Annotated in this window: 21 protein-coding genes and 1 pseudogene; 12 read left to right on the forward strand and 10 right to left on the reverse strand. The window is 61.3% G+C overall.

Annotated elements, in window-relative coordinates; translation table 11 throughout:
- Positions 1-81: 81 nt before the first annotated feature.
- The 3 genes from Q358_RS0105850 to tnpC are packed head-to-tail and all read left to right on the forward strand — an operon-like array spanning position 82 to position 2,289.
- On the forward strand, positions 82-291 hold the full coding sequence (locus Q358_RS0105850) for a hypothetical protein (protein WP_027961196.1): 210 nt from the start codon (positions 82-84) through the stop codon (positions 289-291).
- Positions 288-644 carry an IS66 family insertion sequence element accessory protein TnpB gene (tnpB, locus tag Q358_RS0105855; RefSeq protein ID WP_027961197.1) on the forward strand — a complete coding sequence of 119 codons (357 nt, stop codon included), beginning with the start codon at positions 288-290 and terminating at the stop codon, positions 642-644. Before Q358_RS0105850 ends, tnpB begins: the two co-directional genes overlap by 4 nt.
- Before the next feature lie 43 nt (positions 645-687).
- Positions 688-2,289, forward strand: a complete 1,602-nt coding sequence (gene tnpC, locus Q358_RS16665; protein ID WP_027962263.1) for an IS66 family transposase — start codon at positions 688-690, stop codon at positions 2,287-2,289.
- 36 nt (positions 2,290-2,325) lie between these two features.
- Here tnpC and Q358_RS16670 read toward each other — a convergent pair.
- A pseudogene (locus Q358_RS16670) lies at positions 2,326-3,111 on the reverse strand (IS256 family transposase); the annotation flags it as partial.
- 398 nt (positions 3,112-3,509) lie between these two features.
- Here Q358_RS16670 and Q358_RS0105870 point away from each other — a divergent pair.
- Complete coding sequence (locus tag Q358_RS0105870) at positions 3,510-4,001, forward strand: hypothetical protein (RefSeq protein WP_156940865.1); 492 nt, start codon at positions 3,510-3,512, stop codon at positions 3,999-4,001.
- Between the two features lie 758 nt (positions 4,002-4,759).
- On the opposite strand, the gene Q358_RS19105 is transcribed toward Q358_RS0105870, so the two are convergent.
- Positions 4,760-5,092: a 5'-methylthioadenosine/S-adenosylhomocysteine nucleosidase family protein gene (locus Q358_RS19105; protein WP_211248314.1), complete on the reverse strand. Its 333-nt coding sequence runs from the start codon at positions 5,090-5,092 to the stop codon at positions 4,760-4,762.
- 70 nt (positions 5,093-5,162) lie between these two features.
- On the opposite strand from Q358_RS19105, the gene Q358_RS0105885 reads away from it, so the two are divergent.
- A complete protein-coding gene (locus tag Q358_RS0105885) occupies positions 5,163-6,152 on the forward strand; it encodes an IS481 family transposase (protein ID WP_027961200.1) in 990 nt (329 codons plus the stop codon).
- Here Q358_RS0105885 and Q358_RS18140 read toward each other — a convergent pair.
- Complete coding sequence (locus Q358_RS18140; protein WP_084286455.1) at positions 6,127-6,729, reverse strand: 5'-methylthioadenosine/S-adenosylhomocysteine nucleosidase; 603 nt, start codon at positions 6,727-6,729, stop codon at positions 6,127-6,129. The genes Q358_RS0105885 and Q358_RS18140 overlap by 26 nt on opposite strands.
- A gap of 544 nt (positions 6,730-7,273) precedes the next feature.
- On the opposite strand from Q358_RS18140, the gene mgrA reads away from it, so the two are divergent.
- Positions 7,274-8,302, forward strand: a complete 1,029-nt coding sequence (gene mgrA, locus Q358_RS0105890) for an L-glyceraldehyde 3-phosphate reductase (RefSeq protein WP_027961201.1) — start codon at positions 7,274-7,276, stop codon at positions 8,300-8,302.
- 184 nt (positions 8,303-8,486) lie between these two features.
- Here mgrA and Q358_RS0105895 read toward each other — a convergent pair whose 3' ends face one another.
- Positions 8,487-9,038 (reverse strand): PRC-barrel domain-containing protein, encoded by a 552-nt coding sequence (locus Q358_RS0105895; protein ID WP_027961202.1) that lies wholly within the window; start codon positions 9,036-9,038, stop codon positions 8,487-8,489.
- Positions 9,039-9,341: 303 nt separating this feature from the next.
- Between Q358_RS0105895 and Q358_RS16680 the strand changes: the two genes are divergently transcribed.
- Positions 9,342-9,803, forward strand: a complete 462-nt coding sequence (locus Q358_RS16680) for a MarR family winged helix-turn-helix transcriptional regulator (protein WP_043487745.1) — start codon at positions 9,342-9,344, stop codon at positions 9,801-9,803.
- On the forward strand, positions 9,796-10,545 hold the full coding sequence (locus Q358_RS0105905) for a siderophore-interacting protein (RefSeq protein ID WP_027961203.1): 750 nt from the start codon (positions 9,796-9,798) through the stop codon (positions 10,543-10,545). The genes Q358_RS16680 and Q358_RS0105905 overlap by 8 nt, the downstream gene beginning before the upstream one ends.
- A gap of 27 nt (positions 10,546-10,572) precedes the next feature.
- Here Q358_RS0105905 and Q358_RS0105910 read toward each other — a convergent pair whose 3' ends face one another.
- The 3 genes from Q358_RS0105910 to Q358_RS0105920 all read right to left on the reverse strand — a co-directional run bounded on the left by Q358_RS0105910 (position 10,573) and on the right by Q358_RS0105920 (position 13,077).
- Positions 10,573-11,853 (reverse strand): Y-family DNA polymerase, encoded by a 1,281-nt coding sequence (locus tag Q358_RS0105910; protein WP_043487765.1) that lies wholly within the window; start codon positions 11,851-11,853, stop codon positions 10,573-10,575.
- 2 nt (positions 11,854-11,855) lie between these two features.
- Positions 11,856-12,296: a LexA family protein gene (locus Q358_RS0105915; RefSeq protein ID WP_027961205.1), complete on the reverse strand. Its 441-nt coding sequence runs from the start codon at positions 12,294-12,296 to the stop codon at positions 11,856-11,858.
- Between the two features lie 97 nt (positions 12,297-12,393).
- Positions 12,394-13,077, reverse strand: a complete 684-nt coding sequence (locus Q358_RS0105920) for a DUF3047 domain-containing protein (protein WP_027961206.1) — start codon at positions 13,075-13,077, stop codon at positions 12,394-12,396.
- Between the two features lie 360 nt (positions 13,078-13,437).
- On the opposite strand from Q358_RS0105920, the gene Q358_RS0105930 reads away from it, so the two are divergent.
- From Q358_RS0105930 to Q358_RS0105945, 4 genes are all read left to right on the forward strand, one after another.
- On the forward strand, positions 13,438-13,878 hold the full coding sequence (locus tag Q358_RS0105930) for a DUF411 domain-containing protein (protein WP_027961207.1): 441 nt from the start codon (positions 13,438-13,440) through the stop codon (positions 13,876-13,878).
- Positions 13,879-14,159: 281 nt separating this feature from the next.
- The gene (locus Q358_RS0105935) at positions 14,160-16,727 is read left to right on the forward strand and encodes an EAL domain-containing protein (protein WP_027961208.1); all 2,568 of its coding nucleotides are present in this window, start codon (positions 14,160-14,162) and stop codon (positions 16,725-16,727) included.
- Positions 16,728-16,854: 127 nt separating this feature from the next.
- Positions 16,855-18,837 (forward strand): diguanylate cyclase, encoded by a 1,983-nt coding sequence (locus Q358_RS0105940; protein ID WP_051530208.1) that lies wholly within the window; start codon positions 16,855-16,857, stop codon positions 18,835-18,837.
- Between the two features lie 98 nt (positions 18,838-18,935).
- Positions 18,936-19,988 (forward strand): Ldh family oxidoreductase, encoded by a 1,053-nt coding sequence (locus Q358_RS0105945; protein WP_084286457.1) that lies wholly within the window; start codon positions 18,936-18,938, stop codon positions 19,986-19,988.
- Here the strand turns inward: Q358_RS0105945 and Q358_RS0105950 are convergent.
- The 3 genes from Q358_RS0105950 to Q358_RS0105960 all read right to left on the reverse strand — a co-directional run bounded on the left by Q358_RS0105950 (position 19,985) and on the right by Q358_RS0105960 (position 22,473).
- The gene (locus Q358_RS0105950; RefSeq protein ID WP_027961211.1) at positions 19,985-20,308 is read right to left on the reverse strand and encodes an AzlD family protein; all 324 of its coding nucleotides are present in this window, start codon (positions 20,306-20,308) and stop codon (positions 19,985-19,987) included. The two genes, Q358_RS0105945 and Q358_RS0105950, sit on opposite strands and share 4 nt — an antisense overlap.
- On the reverse strand, positions 20,298-21,014 hold the full coding sequence (locus tag Q358_RS0105955) for an AzlC family ABC transporter permease (RefSeq protein ID WP_027961212.1): 717 nt from the start codon (positions 21,012-21,014) through the stop codon (positions 20,298-20,300). Before Q358_RS0105955 ends, Q358_RS0105950 begins: the two co-directional genes overlap by 11 nt.
- A gap of 79 nt (positions 21,015-21,093) precedes the next feature.
- A complete protein-coding gene (locus Q358_RS0105960; protein ID WP_027961213.1) occupies positions 21,094-22,473 on the reverse strand; it encodes an L-serine ammonia-lyase in 1,380 nt (459 codons plus the stop codon).
- Positions 22,474-22,499 lie beyond the last annotated feature (26 nt).

Consider the following 22,499-nt stretch of genomic DNA (forward strand, 5'->3'; position numbering starts at 1 on the left):
GGTAAGCGCTCCACCAACCCCATCTTCTGCCGCTGAATAGTGTCCGTCAGACTGGTGTCATTCGATAGCAAGGAGGACACCATGACCGACCTGACTTCGACGCAGGCCCTCTGGTTGGGCCATCTGTTCCATGCCTCGTCTCGACAACTGCCGCTGAGCGAGTACGCCGAGGAGCAAGGACTTGAGCTGGCGTCACTGCTGGCGTGGGAGCAGCGTCTGGTGGTGCAGGATGTGCCTGTGCCGCCGCGGCATCGGCCGCAGCGCTTCGTCGCCGTGGAGGTAGCGCCATGATTCGGCCAGATACCGGACTGCGAGTCTATCTGTGCCGCGAGCCGGTCGACATGCGCAAGCAGATCGACGGACTGGCCCTGCTGGTTCAGGAGGCCATGGAGCTCAACCCTTTCGAGGAGGCCGTGTTCGTGTTCGGCAACCGCCAGCGCGACAAGGTGAAGCTGCTGTTCTGGGAGCGCAACGGCTTCGTGGTCTGGTACAAGCGCCTGGAACGGGAGCGCTTCAAGTGGCCGGACCGACTGGAGGGCGACACGGTCACCCTCTCGGGTCAGGAGCTGAATTGGCTTCTGGATGGCTATGACCTCAGCGCCATGCAGCCCCACAAGGCCTTGGATTTCCAGGCAGTGGGTTGATGTTTTTGCTGCCTCCGGTGGCACTGCTTGGTAAAATATCGGCATGACTTCGTCGACCTCGACTTCCTCCGCCAGCGTCTCCCAGCTGCAGCGCCAAGTGCGTTCTCAGCAGGAGGAAATCGCGCGTCTCCATCAACTGATGGAGAAGAAGGAAGCGGAGTGGGAAGCCGCCAAGGCGGCGCTGTTCGAGCAGTTCCGCCTGGCCATCGAACGTCAGTTCGGTCCCTCCACCGAAAAGTACCGTGTCGCGCAGGGAGACCTGCTCATCAACGAGGCGGAAGTGGCGGCCGACGAGGAGGAGGCCGGCGCCCAGGATGACACGGCTGGCCACGAAGCTGATGTGCCGGTTGAACCCCAACAGCCGGCCAAGCGCCGCAGCCGTGGCGGCCGAGTGGCTTTGCCGCCCGAGCTGCCTCGCGTCGAGGTCGTCCATGAGCTCCCCAAGGAGGCCCGGCATTGCCACGATGACGGCACCGAGCTCAAGGAGATCGGCAAAGAGATCAGCGAGGAGCTGCATGTGGTGCCAGCGCGGGTCGAGGTGATCCGCCATGTGCGCGTCAAGTACGGCTGCCCCGCCTGCGAAGAGGGCGTACAGATTGCCCCGGCACCCGCCAAGCTGCTGCCGAAGAGTAACGCCAGCCCGACGTTGCTCGCCTATGTGGCCACCGCCAAGTACCAGGACGCCTTGCCGCTCTACCGGCAGAGCCAGATCTTTGCCCGTCACGGCGCCGAGATCCCGCGCAACACCCTGGCCCGTTGGATGGTGCAAACCGGCGAGCGAATGACACCGCTGATCGAGGCGCTACGCCGACACCTGCTGCAAGCCCCGCTGATCCACATGGACGAGACCACACTTCAGGTCAACACGGAACCCGACCGGCCGGCGAGTTCAACGTCCTATATGTGGCTACAGCGCGGTGGCCCACCTGGCCAACAGGTGGTGCTGTTTGACTATGACGCCAGCCGCGCCGGACGAGTGCCCGTACGCCTGCTGGGTGACTATGCCGGTCGCCTGGTCACCGATGGCTACGAGGGCTATGCCGAGGTGGTGCGCAAGAATGGTATCATCCATGCCGGCTGCTGGGCGCACGCCCGTCGCAAGTTCGTCGAGGCGCAGAAGGTGCAGCCCAAGGGCAAGACCGGCAAGGCCGACTGGGCCCTCAATCAGATTCGCAAGCTTTATGGCGTGGAAAAGCAGGCTAAGGGCCTGGCACCCGAAGCGCGCCAGTCGCTGCGCGAGCAGAAGAGCCGCCCGCTGATCACCCAGCTACGCACCTGGCTCGACAAGTCGCTGACTCAGGTGCTGCCGAAGAGCGCACTGGGCAGAGCGTTGCACTACCTGGATGGCCAATGGCAGCGCCTGACCCGCTTCCTCGATGACGGGCTGATCCCGCTCGACAATAACGCCGCGGAAAATGCCATCCGCCCCTTCGTCGTCGGCCGCAAGAACTGGCTCTTCAGCCACACACCGAGCGGTGCCCAGGCCAGCGCCGCCATTTACAGCCTGATCGAGACGGCCAAGGCCAATGGCCTCTCGTCCTACGAGTACCTGCAGTTCGTGTTCGAAACGCTACCGACACTCGGCGAGGACGACGACCTCAACACGCTGCTCCCTTGGCGCTGGAAAGACACACTACCGATCTAACTCACGCCACAGAAGGTGGGGTTGGTGGAGCGCTTACCAGCAGCGCTGATGGTCGGTTGCCGGGTAGATCTTGCTCAACGCCGCCCAGAACCCCATGGCGCCGTCGCCTACCGCCAGCTTGGGAGCCGTGGTCAAGCCGCGCTCGCGCAGGCCTGTCAGCAGCGTCTCCCAGCTGTCCGCCGACTCGCGGAAGCCGTCCTCGACGGTCACCAGCTCCTTGCGGCCCTGCTCGGTGACGCCGATGATCACCAGCAAGCACAAGCGGTCATCCATGCGGACATTGCTGTAGATGCCGTCGGCCCACCAGTAGACGTAACGCTGGTCGGCCAGGTCCCGTTTCCGCCACTCGGTATGCTCGCCTTCCCACTGCTTCTTGAGCCGTGACACCGTGTTGGCCGACAGGCCCTTGGCCTGCTCGCCCAGCAGCGCCGCCAGGGCCTCCTGGTAGTCGCCGGTGGAGATCCCCTTCAGGTAGAGCCAGGGGATCAGCTCCTCGATGCTGCGGGCCCGCTTCAGGTAAGGCGGCAGCAGGCTGCTGTTGAAGCGAACGCCACCCCCACTGCGGTCACGCACCTTGGGCACCTGCACGCTGACATCCCCGACCCCGGTCTGCACCGTGCGCTCGGGCAGATAGCCGTTGCGGACCACGGCCTGGCGCCCATCGTCGAGCCGCTGATCGGCATACTGGGTCAGAAAGGTGGCCAGCTCGGCCTCGACGGCCTTGGCGATCAGGTCACGGGCACCTTGGCGCAGTAGCTCGTGCAGCGGGTCAGTGACTTGGGGTTCTGGTTGTGAAAGAGCCTGGAGGGTAGAATCGGTCATGGCGTATCCACTCGTGTTGGTTGAGATCTTGGTCGTGATCAATCAACAGGATACGCCACCCTTCCTACCTCCTCCCATACACCAGACTTGAGCTTAACTCAGCGTTATCTGATACTAAATATACTTGGCGCACTTTGTCGGGTATAAGCAAGGATGCAAGTTGCGCCGAGTCAGAGGCATGGGCAGCTTTGGTGTCTTTAGTGAACAATGAACTCGTTCGCGTCGCAAACAAGAATAAAACGGGCGAAATGATATGGGCCCTGACAAGTGAGGGGCGCCAAATTGCGACGAGAAATTCATAACCAAGCCAGGCACGGCGACGCTTTTTCGTTGAGGCTTCGCTTTCACTACAAAGCCGCGCATGCTGGCGGCGTTATCTGTAATCCTATGAGGTGTTCATGACACAGGAAAAATATCGATTTTGGACCATAGTCATTGCTGCAGCCGCCGCCATCGGCGCGGTGTTACCAATAGTTGCCGGGTATTTTCAGTATGCAAGCAGCGTAGAGAAAACCTATAAATCCCCGTTTTGGACCAGCCAAATGGAAACTTGTCGTGCAATAACAATGACTTCTTCCGATATTGCTGTGTCCGCAAACGATGGGATTGTTCCTCAGGAGCTGATTGACCAGCTTTTTTCGATATTCTACGGAACGGGGCAGCTCTACTTGGATAACGAGACCCTTAAGGCAGTTGGGGCCGTAGGGTCTCGGGCGGTACAGTGCAATGCCGGTAACCTGGAGGGCAAAGAGTGTATCCAGCCACTATTCAATGCCTTCTCTATGAATGTCGCGCAGGCATGTAGGGATATGCTGACGGTCGCTTGGGGTGTTCCTTTAGATGAGTTGAACTCCGAGCTACTGAAGCCGGATTTTTCGCAAGCCAGATAACAAGTGCAGGCAAGGGACGCTCTCCCTGCTACAAGCGCTACATCAGCTCTGGCTGAGTGTCCCCTTTAGCCGTAAGCGGTCAGTAGAGGCAGTTTTGTGCTTCCTTCAGAGGCATGTTTGTCGATAGAGGGGAGGTCCTAATGGTACACTCCCGGTACACACACCAGCTTCGTATGCTATCCTCAAATTTCGCTAACCTACTGATTCCAAAGAACTGTGCCTTTCGCTCGATTACGGTTGCTTTTCCTTTGATATCAGCAACATATTGATTTACAAGCGAACTCATAATCCCTTGGTCGCTGGTTCGAGTCCAGCTGTGTAACGATAACGATCCTCTGGTTTCTGCACACACTACGCAACTGATGTTGAGTGTGCTCGGGATGCCTCATAGTCCAGGGATTGATGTGACTGCTCTTCGTTGTAGTATCGTGTCAAGCGATCGATCACCATCCTGGCTGACTCGAAGCGCTCGAGAAGTTCGTTCTGTTTTAGTGTATACGGCGTCTTGAATTTCTGCGTCAGCCTATAGGTCCTCGCAGTACCCGTGTAGTGCCGGCTGCTGAAGAACAGGCCTTTGTCGTCGCTCACCCTGTCCTCCCGATGACTGCACTATATCCTGTGCAGCTATGGAGGGGATTACTTTACCTGAGTGTTGCGGCTACTCCATGAATCAATAAAGCCGAGACTTGGTAGTCCTCGAAACTACCATGTCTCGGCTCATCCTGACGTATCTAGCCATGACTTCGGTGGCTAAATGATTACTTGCTCTTCAGGAACGAAATGTACTCCCGAACCACCTCATAGACATATTCTTGGTTCGCGGCTGCTGTTTCAGGGTTGTAGGCACCATTGTTTGTCTTGTTGTTCGACAAGATACGAATTGCCAGAAACGGTACATCGTAGGCCTTTGAAATCATCGCAGATGACGCAGATTCCATTTCTTCGACTGATGTGCCGTAATTTTCATGGAACCAGTTGATACGGTCTACCTCATTATTCCATAGATCAGCTGAGCCAATAGTCCCTTCTACTATTTTGCCTTTTGTGTAGCTGCCCTTTACTTTTCTAGCTGTAGGGTCCCGGATGATCAAATGAGCTATAGGAGTTATCCTTTGCTGGCAGCCAGAGAGCTTCTACAGCAATTCATCCGGGAGCAGGTTCATGGACATCAAGCTGCATAAGCAAGCGACCACGACACCGAAAATCCGTGCCGAGATCCAGGCAGCACCCTCCAGCATCACGGATAGCGAGTTGGCCCGTCAGTATGGCGTATCCGACTCGACCATACGCCGCTGGCGATACCGCGACGATGTCCATGACCGGCCTCATACACGCCACAACCTGCTGGCCACGCTCACTACCGAGCAGGAAGACGTGCTGATCGCCGCCCGTGAATTCCTCCGTCTCGGCCTGGATGACCTCCTCGTCGTGGCACGTGAGTTCCTGAACCCTCGGTTGTCACGCTCCGGCTTGCACCGCATGCTCAAGCGGCGTGAAGTGCCAACGCTGGCAGAACTGGCACGGCAGGATGCCGGCGATGACGCGAGACCTCGGCACAAGCCGTTCAAGGACTATGAGCCGGGCTTCGTGCACGTCGACATCAAGCACCTGCCCCAGATGCCTGACGAGCAGCAGAAACGCTACTTGTACGTGGCCATCGATCGGGCAACGCGCTGGGTGTATTTGGAAGTCAGACACAGCCAGTCCGCGAAGGATGCACGGGCGTTCATGAAGCGGGTGGAAGAGAAGAGCCCCTTCAAGATTCAGACAGTGCTGACCGACAACGGCAAGTCCTTCACGGATCGCTTCACAAGGGCCGGTGAACGCAAGCCCAGCGGCCGCCACCCCTTCGACCAGGAGTGCCAGGCCCATGGTATTGACCATCGCTTGATCAAGCCGGGAAGGCCGCAGACGAACGGTATGGTAGAGCGGTTCAACGGCCGAATCAGCGACGTGCTGGCAACCCGGCGGTATACCTCAGGCGAGGACCTGGAACAGACGCTCAAACGCTACGCTTGGCTGTACAATCACCACATCCCTCAGAAAGCACTGCATCATCAGTCACCGATCACGGCGATGAAGGAGTGGCAGGCCAAGCGAGCTGAGCTATTTACCAAACGGGTTGTCAATCACACGGGACCCGACATCTAGCCGCGGCTAAAAGATCCGGGTCCGCATCGTAGTAACGAGCCTTCTCAGCATTCGGGTCTTCACCGGCACTGCCTTCAGATGCCATAACGTCCATCGGCTTCCAGTCTGTCGCTACAATACCTTCACCTTCCGCACGATCTCCTGTTTTCATAGAGCCGATATTAACCGTGCGCTCACCTAGGACAATGTCGAAAACGTTGAGATCTGGGTCATGGCCGCCAGATGTGCCTTGATTGATAATGGCAGCAGGATTATATTTTAAAATCGCAACAGCAGTCGCTGCTGCTGTGTTTTCCATACCTTTTCCTGTCTTTGAAACAATGACAGGGTAGTCATCTACCGTGCCAGTGTAAAATTCAAAGGTTGAGCCTGACTCCTCTACTTTGACATCTTTAAGGCGGCTAGCAAAATCTTCTGCTTCAATTGGCATTGGCCCCTGTATCAATATCGGGCGCTTTGATTCTTCCTGGCCAGTAAGTTCGCCTGCTGTACTTGTTCCAGCTAAAGTAACAAAGCAAGATATAGATGCTATGGATGCTAGTATATACTTGCGAGTAGTCTTTTTTATCTTTCTCATGTTGCTTCTCCTAGTGTATGTAATGCTCTATCGATTGACCGTGGAAGTGTGTCTTTTATCAGTGCAGTGAGAAAGCTTATGGAGTCATATTGAAGGTTATGCATGATGCTCTTGAGTTTCAAGGAATTTTATTTTTGAAGTAATAGTAGCTTCTTTATGATATGTAGGGGTTTACAGCTTTTGTATGCCATGCTGGACCCGACATCTAAGGCATGCTATCCGTGATAGAGCCAGCGGGAGTCGACCATGAAGCCGGGAGGGACGGCTTCGATAATCAGCATTTTTGTGTACCTTGAGGTCACAAAATTGCTGAAAGATAAAGAGATAAGGCCCGCCAGACAACAAGACAGGGTAAGTGTCGGCGCAAGAAGGTCGCGCAACGGGCGTTCCATCAGATTCCGGGCCACTCCTGGCCGACCTTGGCTAAGAACGCCTGGCATCGCCAGCCGCCCGGTAAGATCCCATACTGAGTCTCACGCGGCCGCGGCAGGTCCGGTTCTGCCGGCGGCCAGGGAGACACGCGACCTTCGAGGAGAGGGACACCATGAGCTATACGCCCTCGGCAGACCGCTACGAGCGCATGCCTTATCACCGCTGCGGGCGCAGCGGCCTGAAGTTGCCGGCCATTTCGCTGGGGCTGTGGCAGAACTTCGGCGAGAACGCGAGCCCCGAGAATGCTCGGGCCATCTGCCGCACCGCCTTCGATCACGGCATTACCCACTTCGACCTGGCCAATAACTACGGGCCGCCGCCGGGCAGTGCCGAGGCGCTGTTCGGCCGCATCCTCCAGAGTGATTTCGCCGGCCATCGCGACGAGATGGTGATCTCCACCAAGGCGGGCTACTGGATGCATCCGGGACCCTACGGCGAGTGGGGCAGCCGCAAGTACCTGCTCTCCAGCCTGGATCGCAGCCTCGAGCGGCTCGGCGTGGACTACGTGGATATCTTCTATTCCCACCGCTTCGACCCCGAGACGCCGCTGGAGGAGACCATGATGGCCCTCGACCAGGCGGTGCGGCAGGGCAAGGCGCTCTACGCGGGCATCTCTTCCTACAATGCCCAGCGCACCCGGGAGGCGGCCGAGATTCTGCGCTCGCTGGGCACTCCCTGCCTGATCCATCAGCCGAGCTATTCGATGCTCAACCGGTGGGTCGAGAGCGATGGGCTGCTGGACACCCTCGATGAGCTGGGCCTCGGCTCGATCGTCTTCTCGCCGCTGGCTCAGGGCCTGTTGACCGGCAAGTACCTGAAGGGTGTGCCCGAGGATAGCCGTGCCGTCAGGGGCAAGGGCCTGAAGGATGAGCACCTCTCGCCCGAGAACCTGGCCCGGGTGCAGGCGCTTAACGCGATCGCCGAGCGCCGCGGCCAGAGCCTGGCGCAGATGGCCATCGCCTGGGTGCTGCGCAGCGGTCGCGTGACCTCGGCGCTGGTCGGCGCGAGCCGCCCGGAGCAGCTGATCGAAAGCCTGGGGGCCCTCGAGACCCCGGACTTCAGCGACACGGAGCTCGCCGAGATCGATCGCCATGCGGTTGATGGCGGCATCAACCTGTGGGCGGCCTCCTCCCGGGGATGATCGCCGTCCAGTGCCAGTGCCAGTGCCAGTACCAGCATCCCGGCGAGTGCCGTCCGGCAGCGCTTAAGGGCGTTCCAGGGCGGCGTCTCCGTAGGCGCGCACATGAAGCGGGCCCGGCCAATGGCCGGGCCCGCATCGTCACGCGGCGCTTCATACTGTCAGGCGCGTGGGCATCATGCGCCGATTACTCGGCGGCCTCCTGGGTCTTTCTGCCGACGTCCTCCAGGGCTTTGCCGATGCGGTCCAGGGCACGCGAGGCGCCTTCCTGGGTGGAGTCCCAGGCGCTGGCCGCTCCCTCCTTGGTCTGGTCCCAGGCGTCGTGGGCGCCCTGACGAGCGTTCCGCCACCAGTCGTTATCATAGGCCGGCTGCTGGCTGATCTGTGCGCCGTTCATGTCGACGGTTACGCGGTATTCGATGTCGTCGAGGTTGTCACCGTTATGGGTTTCCACGCTGAACTGACCGGCCTCGATGACGAACTCCTGTTCGCCGTTGATATCGAGGAGATCCCCGGTATCGACTACCAGGGCGCGCACCCTCATGTCGTTATCCAGCAGGATGTCTTCCACCTCACCGATCTCCCGGTTATCGGCCGCGGTGTAGACATCGGCGTCGAGCAACTCGTCGCTGGAGTAGAGCCCCTGAGGCTCCGCCATGGCCGAGGCGGATAACGCCAGGCTGCCGGCGGCCAGGAGGCTCACTGTGGCATTACGCAGGAGAGGCGTTCCATACAGCATGTGATCACTCCTTGTTCTCTTCCTTGTGTCAGGCCCACCGATGCGGACCGAATTCGGCGGTGTGTCGTAGTGCCGTATCTTATCTGTCGTGGAAAGGGCACATGAGTTCCCCCTTATAAGTAACAAAATGTTATGACGCGGCCCCGTCGGCGGCGCGCATTGCCGCGAGGTGGTGGGTGATTCGTGCCGGGCCAGGAAACCGACGCGGTGGGCTTTCCCCCATTCCTCTCTATAATTGAGAATGGTTGACATTATCTTGCATGCCTATATAGTGGACATAGGCAACCAATTGGGTACCAGCACATGGCGTCATCTTCCTTGAGCGAGGCATTGCATCGCCTGATGCATGCCTACAAATGGCGGCTTCGCGCCAATATTCGGCGGCACCAGATAACGCTGCCTATTACTCATATTCGCGTGCTGAAAGGCGTCGGGCGCCTACCCGACTGTACCGCTAGGGTCATCGTGCAGCGCATGGGGCAGGATAAGTCGCGAGTGACACGGGTGCTCAACGACTTGGTGAAAGAGGGGCTCGTCGAGCGGTCGGATAACCCGGAGGATCGCCGCAGCCAGCTATTGGCGCCAACAGATGCCGGCGTGGAGATGCTCGAGAAGGTCTCCGTGCTGGAAGGGGAGGCCGCGGCCTGCTTGACCGAAGGGCTCGACGCCGACGAATTGGATACCTTTCTGCGTATTGCCGCCACCATGACCACCAATGCCATGGGTCACACGACAGAGCCGCACAGGAGTCACAAGCATGGGTAAGCCCGAGAAGAGGGAACTGGAGGTGGTGCGCTCGACCCGGATCACGCCGCATATGCATCGCGTAACCCTGGGTGGGGAGGGGTTGGCGGGGTTTCCGGCGGACCAGGAAAGTGCCTATATCAAGCTGATCTTTCCGCGGGGGGAAGAAGAAAGCCCCTTGATGCGGACCTATACCATTCGGCATCAGCGCGCGACGGAGATCGATGTCGACTTCGTCCTGCACGAGCATATGGGTCCGGCGTCCGGCTGGGCCGCCAGTGCCAGGCCCGGCGATAGGATCCTGGTGGGCGGCCCTGGCGCCAAGAAGCTGATTCAGCCCCAGGCCGACTGGTTCCTGTTGGCCGGCGACATGACGGCCTTGCCCGCCATCAGCGTCAACCTTGCCGCGCTGCCCGACGATGCCCGGGGCCACGCGGTCATCGAGATTGCCGACCCGGCGGACAAGCAGCCCCTGGTGCATCCCGACAACCTCCAGGTGCATTGGATCATTAACCCTCGGCCGGATCCGACAGGCACGCCGCTGCTGGACAAGGTGCAAGGCCTGCCCTGGCTGGACGGCCAGCCCGCCGTATGGGCGGCCTGTGAGTTCGGGAGCATGCGGGCCCTGCGTCGCTGGCTCAAGCAGACGCATGAGGTGCCCAGGTCGCACCTGTATGTTTCAAGCTACTGGAAGATCGGCCAGACCGAAGACGGCCACAAGTTGGCCAAGCGGCAGGATGCCATGGCCGAGCCGGCGGGTTAGGGTATTCGTTGTCGGCGACGGCGCCTTTCAGCGCGCCGTGATAATCGGTAGCTCCTTCCAGCGCGTCGTCCACCGCGGCGAGCGATTGGCACAGCGTAGATGCCAGGCGGCGCCGGGGGAGGGCATACCGAGCTTGACGGTGCCGCGCCCCATGCGCTGGTTGAGGTCGTCCAGGGTCGCCATCAGCCGCTCGCTGCGCTCGCGTTCCGCGGCACTCCGGGGCGTTTCCAGCAGTGAAAGCTGCTGCCGATGGGTGTCTATCAGGTCGAGCAGCATCACCCCGGCCTTCATGAAGCGGTAGTGCGGCCGATAGATGGCAGCGAAGGCCTGGCCGACGGCGTGCAGGATCTCGCGGCTATCGTCGGTGGGGCGGGCCAGCTCCACCACGACGCCGGGCGAATACTGGGGCAGATCGGGTCGGTGCCGGTGGGTCCTCAGGAAGACGTAGACGGCTCGGGCCAGACTGTTCTGGGCGCGCAGCTTCTCGGCGCCGCGCTGCCCGAACTGGCGTAACGCTTCGTGGATCGCGTCGCGGTTGTCGGTCAGCTTGCCGAAGGAGCGCGAGGTCATGATGCGCTGGCGAGACTCGTCGGCGTCGTTCATCTCGGTACAGGGCACGCCGCGCAGCTCCAGGGCGGTGCGCTCCAGGGTCACCGAGAAGCGCCGGCGAATCGCCTTGGGGTCGGCCTGGGCCAGGTCCCAGGCCGTGCGGATGTCCATCAAGGCCAGCCGCTCCACCAGCCGGCGACCCACGCCCCATACCTCGCTCAGCTCGGTGTGCTGCAGGAGCCTCGCCGTTTCGGGGCTGCCCGCCAGCAGCACGCAGACGCCCCGGCAGCCGGGCACCTTCTTGGCCGCCCGATTGGCCAGCTTGGCCAGGGTTCGTGTCGGGGCCACGCCGACACTCACCGGGATGCCGGTGAAGCGCCGCACCTTGTGATGGAGCTCACGGCAGTGGGTCAGCAGCTGCTCGTGCTCGAAGCCGTGGAGGCGCACGAACATCTCGTCGATGGAATAGGGCTCCACCCCGGCGGAAAACTCCTCCAGCACCGCCTGCACCCGGGCCGACATGTTGCCGTACAGCTCGTAGTTGGAGGAGAGCAGCCGGATGCGTCCCTGGCGCAGCAGCCCCTTCAGCTCGAAGGCCGGGGTGCCCATCTCCACCCCCAGCGCCTTGAGCTCGTTGGAGCGGGCGATCACGCAGCCATCGTTGTTGGAGAGCACGCCGACGGGCAGCCCCTCCAGCCGAGGCTGGAAGACGCGCTCGCAGCTGACGTAGAAGTTATTGCAGTCGATCAGGCCGATCATGGTCACACCGGGTACTCGTGGATGACCGAGCGCACCACGCCCCACACCTGGCAGTCGAGGTCCTCGAGCGGGATCGGCGGGTAGGCCGGGTTGGCGGAGCAGAGGTAGGGCCGACGACCCTGCAGCTGGTAGCGCTTCACCGTGATCTCGCCCTCCACCAGGGCCACCAGGATATGGCCCGGCCGCGGCTCGATGGAGCGGTCGACCAGCAGCAGGTCGCCGTCGTGGATGCCCAGGGGGTCCATGCTGTCGCCGGTCACGGTCATGAAGAAGCTGGCCGAGGGGCGCTTCACCAGCCGCTCGTTGAGATCCAGGGTGCGCCCTTCATAGTCCTGGGCGGGGCTCGGAAAACCGGAGATGCCGGCCCGCGTCAGCGCCAGGGGATGGGGCAGCGCCAGGCCGGGTGGCGTCGGATGGGCGGGAATCAGGGTGTCGATGGTCATCGGGTGCCTCCTCTCTATGCTGTCATTTTATACAGTATAAGAGGGTGGCGACACCATGCCAGGAATCGATCGAGTCAGGCAGCCTGGTTCGCCGTCGTTACGGACAGCTGGGCGACACTGGACTTGCCGATAAGCCCAGCCCTGTGAACCAGGCCGTGGCATCGCCGCCGGCGTTGTCGCCGTCGGCCATCAGGGCGAGGCCATCGAGGCTTGTCGGCCGGGTACCGAAAAGCCGCTGATAGTCGTCGCGCACGTTGCGTACCTCTGCCACCCATTCGCCCACCCGGGCGCTACCGCTCTGCAGTGCCAGCAACCGGGCGCGGGAGGTGAAGGCGTTGGGCCAGCTTGTGCCGGCGGGCTCGCTCGAGGCCCACACGTAATTCACCGACTCCACCTGCCAGGGCAAAAGCCCCGTCTTGCGTGCCACATAGACCCGAGCGGGATAGTCGTCGCCGGCCTTCTGTCTTTCATCGAGGCCCGGGTAGGTGCCTGATATTCGCCAGCACCAGTGCAGGTAGGGTGTTTTATCGAGGTCTATCTCGCGCTCCAGGTATTTGGCCGAGGCCTGTTGTCGGGCTCGGGCTTGAAGTAGCGGGGTGCCGTTTTCCTCCGTTACCTGGTATTGGGTGTTGCCGTCAAACGAGCGCGTCGACCAGGTGATGATGTCGTCCGGCGAGAACGCCAGACGGTCTGCGGCCGTGGCGAGGCCGGTCAGCAGCATGCAGCAGCACAGCAGTGCGGTTCGGGTCATGTCCTTGAGCCTTCTATTGTTCTGGGTCATGGTCGTGATCCCCACTGCCGAGTGACAATGGCGTATTCATCCTGAGTGTCACCGCATGACAGGCAGAGTCGGATGTCCAAAGTTCGCCCGAGGAGCACGCCTGGTGGCGTTGTTCCTGGCGGTGCTGCTTCTGATATCCAGTCTGCCGGGGCATGCAACGATGGGCGACTGTGCCATCGACTGCGGCACCGGCCAGGCAACCTCCCGGATCCTGATAATATCCGACACCCGCTAGCCGGGTAGCGGAACGGCTTCCCGTTATTCGTGTTTTCTATTATTTGTTATATCCATTTGTCAGGAATCATGCCATATACGGCAATGAATGCTTCGTCCTGATGAGCTCGACCAAGAGGATCTTCCATGAACCATATCGCCCCTAGATTGTTCGTCTCTGTCGCGCTGCTTCTGGGCGCCGGCACCGCTCAGGCCGCGCTACCCGACGAGGCGACCCTCTACAAGAACCCCCAGTGTGGCTGCTGCGATGAGTACGCCCGCCAGCTTGAGGCGCGCGGGGTAAGCGTGGCGATCGTCGATGACATTCCGGTCGGCCAGGTCAAGGCGCGCGTTGGCCTGCCCTATGGCCTGGGTGCCTGCCATACCATCGAGATGGGAGAGTATGTCATCGAGGGGCATGTGCCCTTCGAGGCGGTGGAGAAGCTCTTCGAGGAGCGTCCCGACACCGATGGCATCGGCCTGGCGGGCATGCCCATCGGTACTCCCGGCATGCCGGGGCCCAAGCAGGAGGCGTGGAATATCTACCAGTTTCGCGACGGAGAGGAGCAGCCCTTCATCACGCTCTAGATCCCGAGTCGACGCATAGAGAGATAACCGCCCGGGTGATTGTTCTCACCCGGGCGGTTTTACGAGCCTGACGATGTCGCCATGGCTGGCGATAGGCATGATGCCAATGGATAAACCTCCCGAGGGTTGCCGGTAAGGGTTTGGCTCGTTCATTCTGGCGCCTGTTCGTTATGGCGGTTCAGTGGAAGAACACGCTTTTCTGTCGCTGTACGCTTGGCCGCGCTATCCACCATAGGGATAGCAGTAAAAGAGGACGTGACATACCGCATGGAGGTGCGCAATTGCTCGATGAACTAGCGCTAATGGAGGCCCAGCAAGAAGTCCATGAGCTTATTGCGTGTCAGGTGCCCCTTGAGGAGACGCTGGATGCCATTGCACGCTGGATAGAAGTACTGCTGCCAAGCGCCGTTGTGGCTTTCATGAGCTTCGATTCCCGGCGACAAACCCTCAGCCTCATTTCCAGCCGGCATTTTTCCAGGGCCTATCACGAGTGCCTCCAGGCGGTGCCTGTCGGGCCTGGTGTGGCATCCTTCGGTAGTGCGGCAGCCTGCCGTGAGCCGGTGGTCACCGCAGATATTCGCACCGATCCTCGCTGGGCGGCATTTCGTGATGCCGCCGACCATGAAGGGCTGCGCGCCTGCTGGTCCAATCCCGTGCTGACGTCCGAAGGGGAGCTGCTGGGGACCTTCGGCATCTATTTCCGCAAGCCGCAGCAGCCGACCGAAGCCAGTCACCGACGCATGAGGCAGGCGGCGGCGCTGGTCGCTTTGGCTATCCAGCGCGACCGAGATGCTTCCAGCCATCGAACGCTCTCCGAGTGGCATCGTTCGCTGTTCGCGAACCACCCCGATGGTGTCTATGAATTCGATCTGAAGGGGCGCTTCCAGCGAGGTAACGCGGCGCTGACGCGTATCACAGGCTATCCCGAGGAGGCCCTGATCGGGCGGCACTTCAACCGATTCATCGACCCGGCGTATCGCGAGCTGACCCAGGCCGGGTTTAATACCGCGAGAAATGGGGGCCATTACCAGTATGAGACCGTAGGAGTCCATCGCGACGGCCATACCTACCAGCTGGAGATTCTCAACTTTCCGGTTTCGGTCGATGGCAAGGTGGTGGGTGTCTACGGTATCTGTCGTGATATCACCGTCCACAAGCAGGAGGAGGAGTCCCGACGCCTGCTTGAGCGCGGCATTCAGGCGACACCCAACGGCGTCGTCATGGCCGATGCCGTGCGATCCGATATGCCGTTGGTATATGCCAATACCGCCTTCTACGAGCTGACGGGGTATACCGCCGACGAGGTCCTGGGTCGCAACTGTCGCTTTCTTCAAGGCCCGGAGAGTGATCCGGAGGCGCTCGACACGATTCGCGGGGCAATCGCTGAGCACCGGTCTACCGCGGTCACCATGATCAATTATCGCAAGGATGGCACGCCTTTCTGGAACCATCTGTCCCTGAGCCCGGTGTTCGACGCGGAGGGCGGCTGCACCCACTACATCGGGATCCAGCAGGACATCACTCGCCAGCGCATGCAGGAAGAGCAGATTGCCTACCAGGCCACTCACGATCCGCTAACCGGCCTGCCCAACCGCACCGCCTTCGATGAATGCTTGCAGACGGCTTTTGCGAGAGCCCGTAAGGACCAGCGGCTGTTGGTGGTAATGCACCTCGACCTGGACGGCTTCAAGGCGGTAAATGATGGGTTTGGCTACCATATCGGCACTCAGTTACTGGAGGCGGTAGGCAATCGGCTGCGCCAGTTGGTCAACGGTGGCGATACTCTCGCCCGGATGGCGGGTGACGAATTTGCCCTTCTGCTGCCTGACCTCGGCAGCCACCAGGTCGTCAGCGAGTTAGCGGAAGAAGTGCTGGAAGTGCTTTCCGCACCCTTCGAGATCGACGGGCAGTCGGTGCATATCAGTACCAGTATCGGGATTGCCTGTAACCGTGAAAATGTCGCGCATGCCGATGAGTTGATTCAGTGCGCCAACCTGGCGGTGACTGACGCCAAGCAGCAGGGTCGCAATACCTGGCAGTGGTATCAGGGCAACCTGCAGCGAGCCACTCGGGAGGCGGTGCTGCTACGCCACGATCTGCACACAGCGCTGCAGCACAACCAGTTCGAGCTTTACTACCAGCCCATCGTGGACACGGTGAGCGGTCGTATTCGGGGGCTGGAAGCATTGGTCCGCTGGCACCATCCCAGTCGAGGGATGATGTCACCCGGGGTTTTTATTCCACTGGCAGAGCAGACCGGACAGATCATTCCGCTGGGGCACTGGGTGCTGCATCGCGCCTGTCAGGATGCCGCGACCATGCAGGCTCAAGGCAGGCTTGCCGTGCCGGTTTCCGTGAATATCTCTTCGCTGCAGTTCCGCCGCGCAGGCTTCCTGGCGGGCATTCAGGCGGCCCTGGAGCATGCCGGTTTGCCGCCCGAGATGCTGGAAATTGAGGTCACCGAGAGCGTGTTCCTCGACGGCGTCGAGTCGGCCGTCGAACTGATTCGCTCGCTGAAGGCGATGGGGGTTCGGGTGGCGCTGGATGACTTCGGCACCGGTTTTTCCAGCCTGAGTTATCTGCGCGATCTGCCGATCCACAAGGTCAAGCTCGATCGTGCCTTTATTCGGGATATCGTCACCAACCGTAGCACCGCTGCCATCGTGCAGGGCATCATCACCATGGCTCATCACCTGAATCTGCTGGTAGTCGCCGAGGGCATCGAGGAAGAAGTGCAGCAGCAGGATCTGGAGCGGCGCCGCTGTGATCTGCTGCAGGGATTCTATTTTGCCAGGCCCATGCCGCGAGACGCCGTTATGGCGTTAGCGGATCGGCTGCCGGTGTCCTGATGCGCGGATAGCGAGCAGTCGGCCAGCCTTCCCATTCGCTCCGTGCCCCGGAGGATAATATTCGCGGGTAGTTATATAAGTAGTCAGCACATGCCAGAATGTAATAATGACGACTACATTTAAAAGGATGAGTCGGGGTCTCGTCACCCGTCCCCTCGGTCACCTGAAGTACGCGCTGCTCACGCTGCGTGGGCGCCTGCTGGTCGGTGCCGGGGTGCTGTGGGGCGTGCTGTGTATAACGCTGCTGACATACGGCTGGCAGGCGGGTTACATGTTGGTGGAAGAAACCAACCGCCAGCACCTCCACTATGAGGCCGAGCTGATACGCAACTCCATTGCGAACCAGGTCGATGAGCGTTTTCAGGCGCTGAAGGGGCTCGCACAGGATATCCCGGAGCCGACTCGGGGCGCGCTTGCTGCGGAACAGGCCAAGGCCTTGATGGCTTACTTTGAAAGCTTGGCGCTGTTCGATCTCGACAGTCGCGTCATGGATACATCATGGCCTACCGGCGAAGGGCGAGTGGGGGCCAGCTTTGCGGATCGTGATTATGCGCGCTTCATGCACGCCTTCCAGCGTCCTCACGTCAGCGAGCCTTTCGTATCGAGAGTCAGCGGCCGGTCCATGGTGATGCTGCTGGTACCGCTGCATGATGCCGAGGGGCGCTATACCGGGTTCCTGGGTGGAGCGATCGATATCAACAAGAGCCGTCTCTTCGAGGGGTTCAATCGCCTGCGCCTGGGAGCCGAGGGGCACGTCACCATTACCACCGCCTCTGGCCAGCGGCTCTACCAGCCCGGCCAGCAGCAGGGCGTCACCGAGCTATCCGACGACATTCTTCCGGCGCTGGATCGAGCGCTGTATGGCTGGCAGGGCGAAGCCAAGGGCACCACGGCTGCCGGGGAGCCCGCGCTGGTGGCATATCGTCAGGTTTGGTCGGCCGACTGGATCGTTGGCGTGCATCTGCCCAGGGCCCAGGCCGAAGTGCCGCTGATTGACGGCATGCAGCGGATCTCGCGTTACGCCCTGTGGACGATGGGGCTGGTCCTGCCCTTCGTCGTGGTGCTGATCTGGCTGGCGCTGTGCTCGTTGGCCCGTCTGGCAGAACAGGTGACGGCGCTTCGCGACCAGCGGCGTCACGTCCTCGATATCCCCACTCGCATGCCGGAACTGCGCCGGATTATCGACGTCATCAACGAAACCGAGCAGGCCCGAATGACCAGCTTGCGGGACCTCTCGCGCCGTGAGGCCCTGCTGCACTTTACGTTGAGGGCGTCTCCCCAGGGCATGTTTGTTACCGACTCCCTCGGACAGCCGACGTTTATCAACGAGGCGGTATACGAGGCCATTGGGCCTTCTGCATCGGAGGAGTTGGATACCTGGGTCGATCGCATCCATCCCGATGATCGCGCTTCGGTGGAAGCGGCCTGGATGCAGAGCCTCTCCCGGCAGCAGGAGTTTACGCGCCAGTTTCGCTTCCGGGATCACGTCGATCAGCTGCGCTGGGTCGATGTGCATGCCCGAATGATACATATTGACGGCGAGTTTGTTGGTGCTGTCGGCACCATCCGCGACATCACTCAACGGCGCAAGGATGCCGACCAGCGTCGCTGGGAAGCTGAGCATGATCCGCTGACCGGACTGCTCAACCGGCGAGGCCTGGTGCGCCGGCTGGAAGAGGCGCTGGCCGAATGGCAGAAAGCTGGCACCCAGGCATCGGTCATGGTCTTCGACCTGGATAACCTGAAGGAGGCCAACGACCAGGGCGGACACGCCCTGGGAGACCGTATGCTGCAGCAGGTCGCCGCCACGACGCGCGGCGTGATGCGCAGCAACGATCCTGTCGCACGCCTGGGCGGTGATGAGTTCGTCGTGTTGCTGCCAGGGTGCAGCATCGAGCGAGCACGGACTCTCGCTGAAATGCTGTGCGAACGCATTGCCTCTGACGTGATACAGCAGCAGGGACAATACTGGAAGGTAACTGCCAGCATCGGGGTCAGTGGCTTTAGACCGGACGACAGAAGCATCGATGCCATTCTCGACCGGGCTGATGCGGCCAGCTATCGCGTCAAGCACAGCGGTCGCAACAACGTGGCGCTAGCCGATGGTTAGAGAGCCGCTCGCCTTCCCCGCATTGGCGATGTGGCTGCCCGAACAGCTGAGTGGTCCGTCATGGTGACGAGCGTTGAACTTTTAAGGAGCAGGAACTCATGAAGGACCTTGAAGCGCGCCAAGAGGCGACTCTCCACCTCGACCGTGATGCACTGATGGCCCTGTGTCATCGGGTCCTGATACATCATGGCTTTAGCGAAGAACAGGCCGACGCCCTCGGTAGGACACTGGTGGCCGCACAGCTGGATGCGAGCCACTCGCACGGCATCTACCGGCTGCTGGGCATCATCGATACCGTCAGGAAGGGGGGCGCGGTTGCCGACGCGGTCCCCGAGGTAGCGGATGTGGCCCCCGCTGTGGTGCGCGTCGATGCCAAGGGGGGCTTTTCCCCCTGCGCCTTCGAGCGTGGCCTGCCGCACCTGGTGACCAAGGCGCGAGATGCGGGAATCGCCCTGCTGGCGATTAACCATTGCGTGCACTCCACGGCTCTGTGGGTCGAGCTCGAGAGGCTTGCCGAACAGGGGCTGGTGGCGATTGCCTGCAATCCTACCCAGGCTTATGTGGCGCCAAATGGTGGCAAGCAGCCGCTGCTGGGCACCAATCCCATTGCCTTTGGCTGGCCTTATCCCAGCGACGCACCCTTCATCTTCGATTTTGCCACCAGCACCATCGCACGGGGTGACATCGAACTGTATCGGCGGGAGGGGAGGGCGATCCCCGAGGCATGGGGCGTCGATCGTCACGGTGCCCCCTGCAGCGATCCCGCCGAGGTGCTCGATCATGGCGCCATGACCACCTTTGGGGAGCACAAGGGGTCGGCGCTGGCGATCATGATCGAGCTGATGGCCGGCCCGCTGATCGGCGACCTGCTCAGCGTCGAATCCAGTGAGCATGATGAGGGCCGGCTTGGGTTGCCCTACCATGGCGAGTTGATCATTGCCATTGATCCCTCGCGCCTGACGGGGCAGTCATCGACCGCCCACATGGAGCGTTCGGAGCTCCTGTTCGACGCGATACTCGGACAGGGGGCGCGTCTCCCTTCTCAGCGCCGCTATCGTGAGCGTGCCCGCAGCCTGGCGCATGGGGCGGAGGTGTCACTCGCGCTGGTCAAGGAGATCGAGGCTCTGCTCGCGACGGACCTGCATCACTAGGCCAGCATGGGCGAGAGCTGGCGAAACAGCGCCGCCACCAGGATGCCCCCGGCGATGGCCGGCAGGGGCTTCTTCAGCACCAGCATGATCACGGCGGTGGTCAGCAGGGCCAGGCGGGCACCGTTGTCACCGGTTACCGCCAGGGGCGCCAGCAGCGCCACCAATACCGAGCCGGACATGGCGTGAATGAATTGTCTGACTCGGTAGCCGATGGGCACGAAGGACATCACGAAAACGCCACCCCAGCGAGTCGCCAGGGTGGCTACCGCCATGGCCAGGAGGATGATCAATGTGCCCAGGCCGGTCGCTTCAATGTTCATGGTTGCGCTTCCCCCAGCTGAGGCCGGCCAGGCCACCGGCGATGGCACCTACCACCACGTGGCTGTTTTTCGGCAGATAGTAGAAGGCCAGCAGCGAGGCCCCCGCGGCCACCGCCCAGATCAGCAGCATGCGCAGGTTCTTCTCACCGCCGACCACCATGGCGAGCAGGAAACAGCCCATCACCATGTCGAGCCCCAGGCTGGCAGGGTCGCTGATGGCGCCGCCTACGTTCAGGCCCAGCCAGGTGCCGAGGACCCAGAAGATCCACAGGGCGATGCCGCCGCCCAGCATCAGCCCCAGCCCCGGCCGACCACGGGTGAATTCCTGTGTGGCCATGGCCCAGTTGGCATCGGAGGCGACCAGCATGATGCCGTAGCGCCTGGCGGGTGAGAGCGGTTCAAGCCATGGATAGAGGGTGGCGCCCATCAGCAGATGGCGGGCGTTGATGGCGAAGACAGTGATTATCATGGTGAAAAACGGAATCTGCGGTCCCCATAGCTCGAGGGCCGCAAACTGGGAGGCGCCGGCGAATACCAGGGTGCTCATCAGCATGATGGTGCCGTCGCCGAGCCCGATCTGGGTGGCCGCCAGGCCGAAGGCGGTACCGAAGATGGTGACGAATAGCGAGATGGGTAACAGTCTCTTGAATCCATCCCACACCAGTGCTTGGTCGAGGCGGTAGGGGTCCGCTTCCTTGCGTGTCATTAAAGGCTCCGTTGCCGTGATGCCGGCGGATAGAGTAAACCCCCTATATTAACAGAGGATACTGTCTGGCCGGGCCGCCTCAGCACTCGATGGCGTTGACGGCGAGGCCGCCGGTCGAGGTTTCCTTGTACTTGGCCTGCATGTCGGCGCCGGTGTCACGCATGGTACGAATCACCTTGTCCAGGGAGATAAAGTGCTCGCCGTCGCCGCGCAGCGCCATCTGGGCGGCGTTGATCGCCTTCACCGAGGCGATGGCGTTGCGCTCGATGCAGGGCACCTGCACCAGGCCACCCACCGGGTCGCAGGTCAGCCCCAGGTTATGCTCCAGGCCGATCTCGGCGGCATTTTCCACCTGGTCGACGTTGCCGCCCATCACCTCGGTGAGGCCGGCGGCGGCCATGGCACAGGCCGAGCCGACTTCGCCCTGGCAGCCCACCTCGGCCCCGGAGATGGAGGCGTTCTTCTTGCACAGGATGCCCACGGCGCCGGCCGTCAGCAGATACTCCACCACGTCGCGGTCGGTGGCGTCCTGGCGGAACTGCATGTAGTAGTGGAGCACCGCCGGGATGATACCCGCCGCGCCGTTGGTGGGGGCGGTAACCATGCGTCCGCCGGCGGCATTCTCCTCGTTGACCGCCAGGGCATAGAGGTTGACCCAGTCCATGGCCGACATGGTGGAGGCGATCAGCGAGTGGTCGTCCTGGCTCGCCAGCATGCTCTGATGCAGCTTACGGGCGCGCCGCTTGACGTTGAGCCCGCCGGGCAGCACGCCTTCGGCTTCCATTCCTGTCTTGATGCATGCCTGCATGGCCGCCCAGATGGCCAGCAGGCCCTCGTGGATTTCCGCCTCACTGCGCCATACCTTCTCGTTCTCCAGCATCAGCTCGCTGATGCTCAGGCCGTGCTCGTGGCACATGCGCAGCATCTCGTCGCCGGTCTGGAAGTCGAAGGGCAGCTGGGTCTGGTCGGTGTCCAGTGCTCCTTCGGCGGCCTGGGCCTCGTCGATCACGAAGCCGCCGCCCACCGAGTAGTAGGTGTTGCGGTAAAGCTCACCGCCATGGCCATGGGCGATCAGGCGCATGGCGTTGGGGTGGTGGGGCAGGTTCTCCTCGAGCATCTGCATGTCGCGGGCCCAGCGGAAGGAGACGCTGTATCGTCCACCCAGGCGCAGGGCCTCCGACTCCTGAAGCTCCTCGATGGAGGGACCGATGATATCGGGGTCGATGCTGTCGGGGCGCTCGCCCATCAGGCCCATGATCACCGCATGGTCGGTGCCATGGCCGATGCCGGTGGCGCAGAGTGAACCATAGAGCTGCACCTCCACCCGGGCGACACGGGACAGGAGGTCACGCTCATTGAGCTCGCCGATGAAATCGCAGGCGGCGCGCATCGGGCCCACGGTGTGTGAGCTCGAGGGGCCGATGCCGATCTTGAACAGGTCAAAGACGCTGATGGACATAGTCATTCACCTCTTGTTGTCAGGGT

It is taken from the genome of Halomonas halodenitrificans DSM 735 (assembly GCF_000620045.1).
Classification (GTDB): domain Bacteria; phylum Pseudomonadota; class Gammaproteobacteria; order Pseudomonadales; family Halomonadaceae; genus Halomonas; species Halomonas halodenitrificans.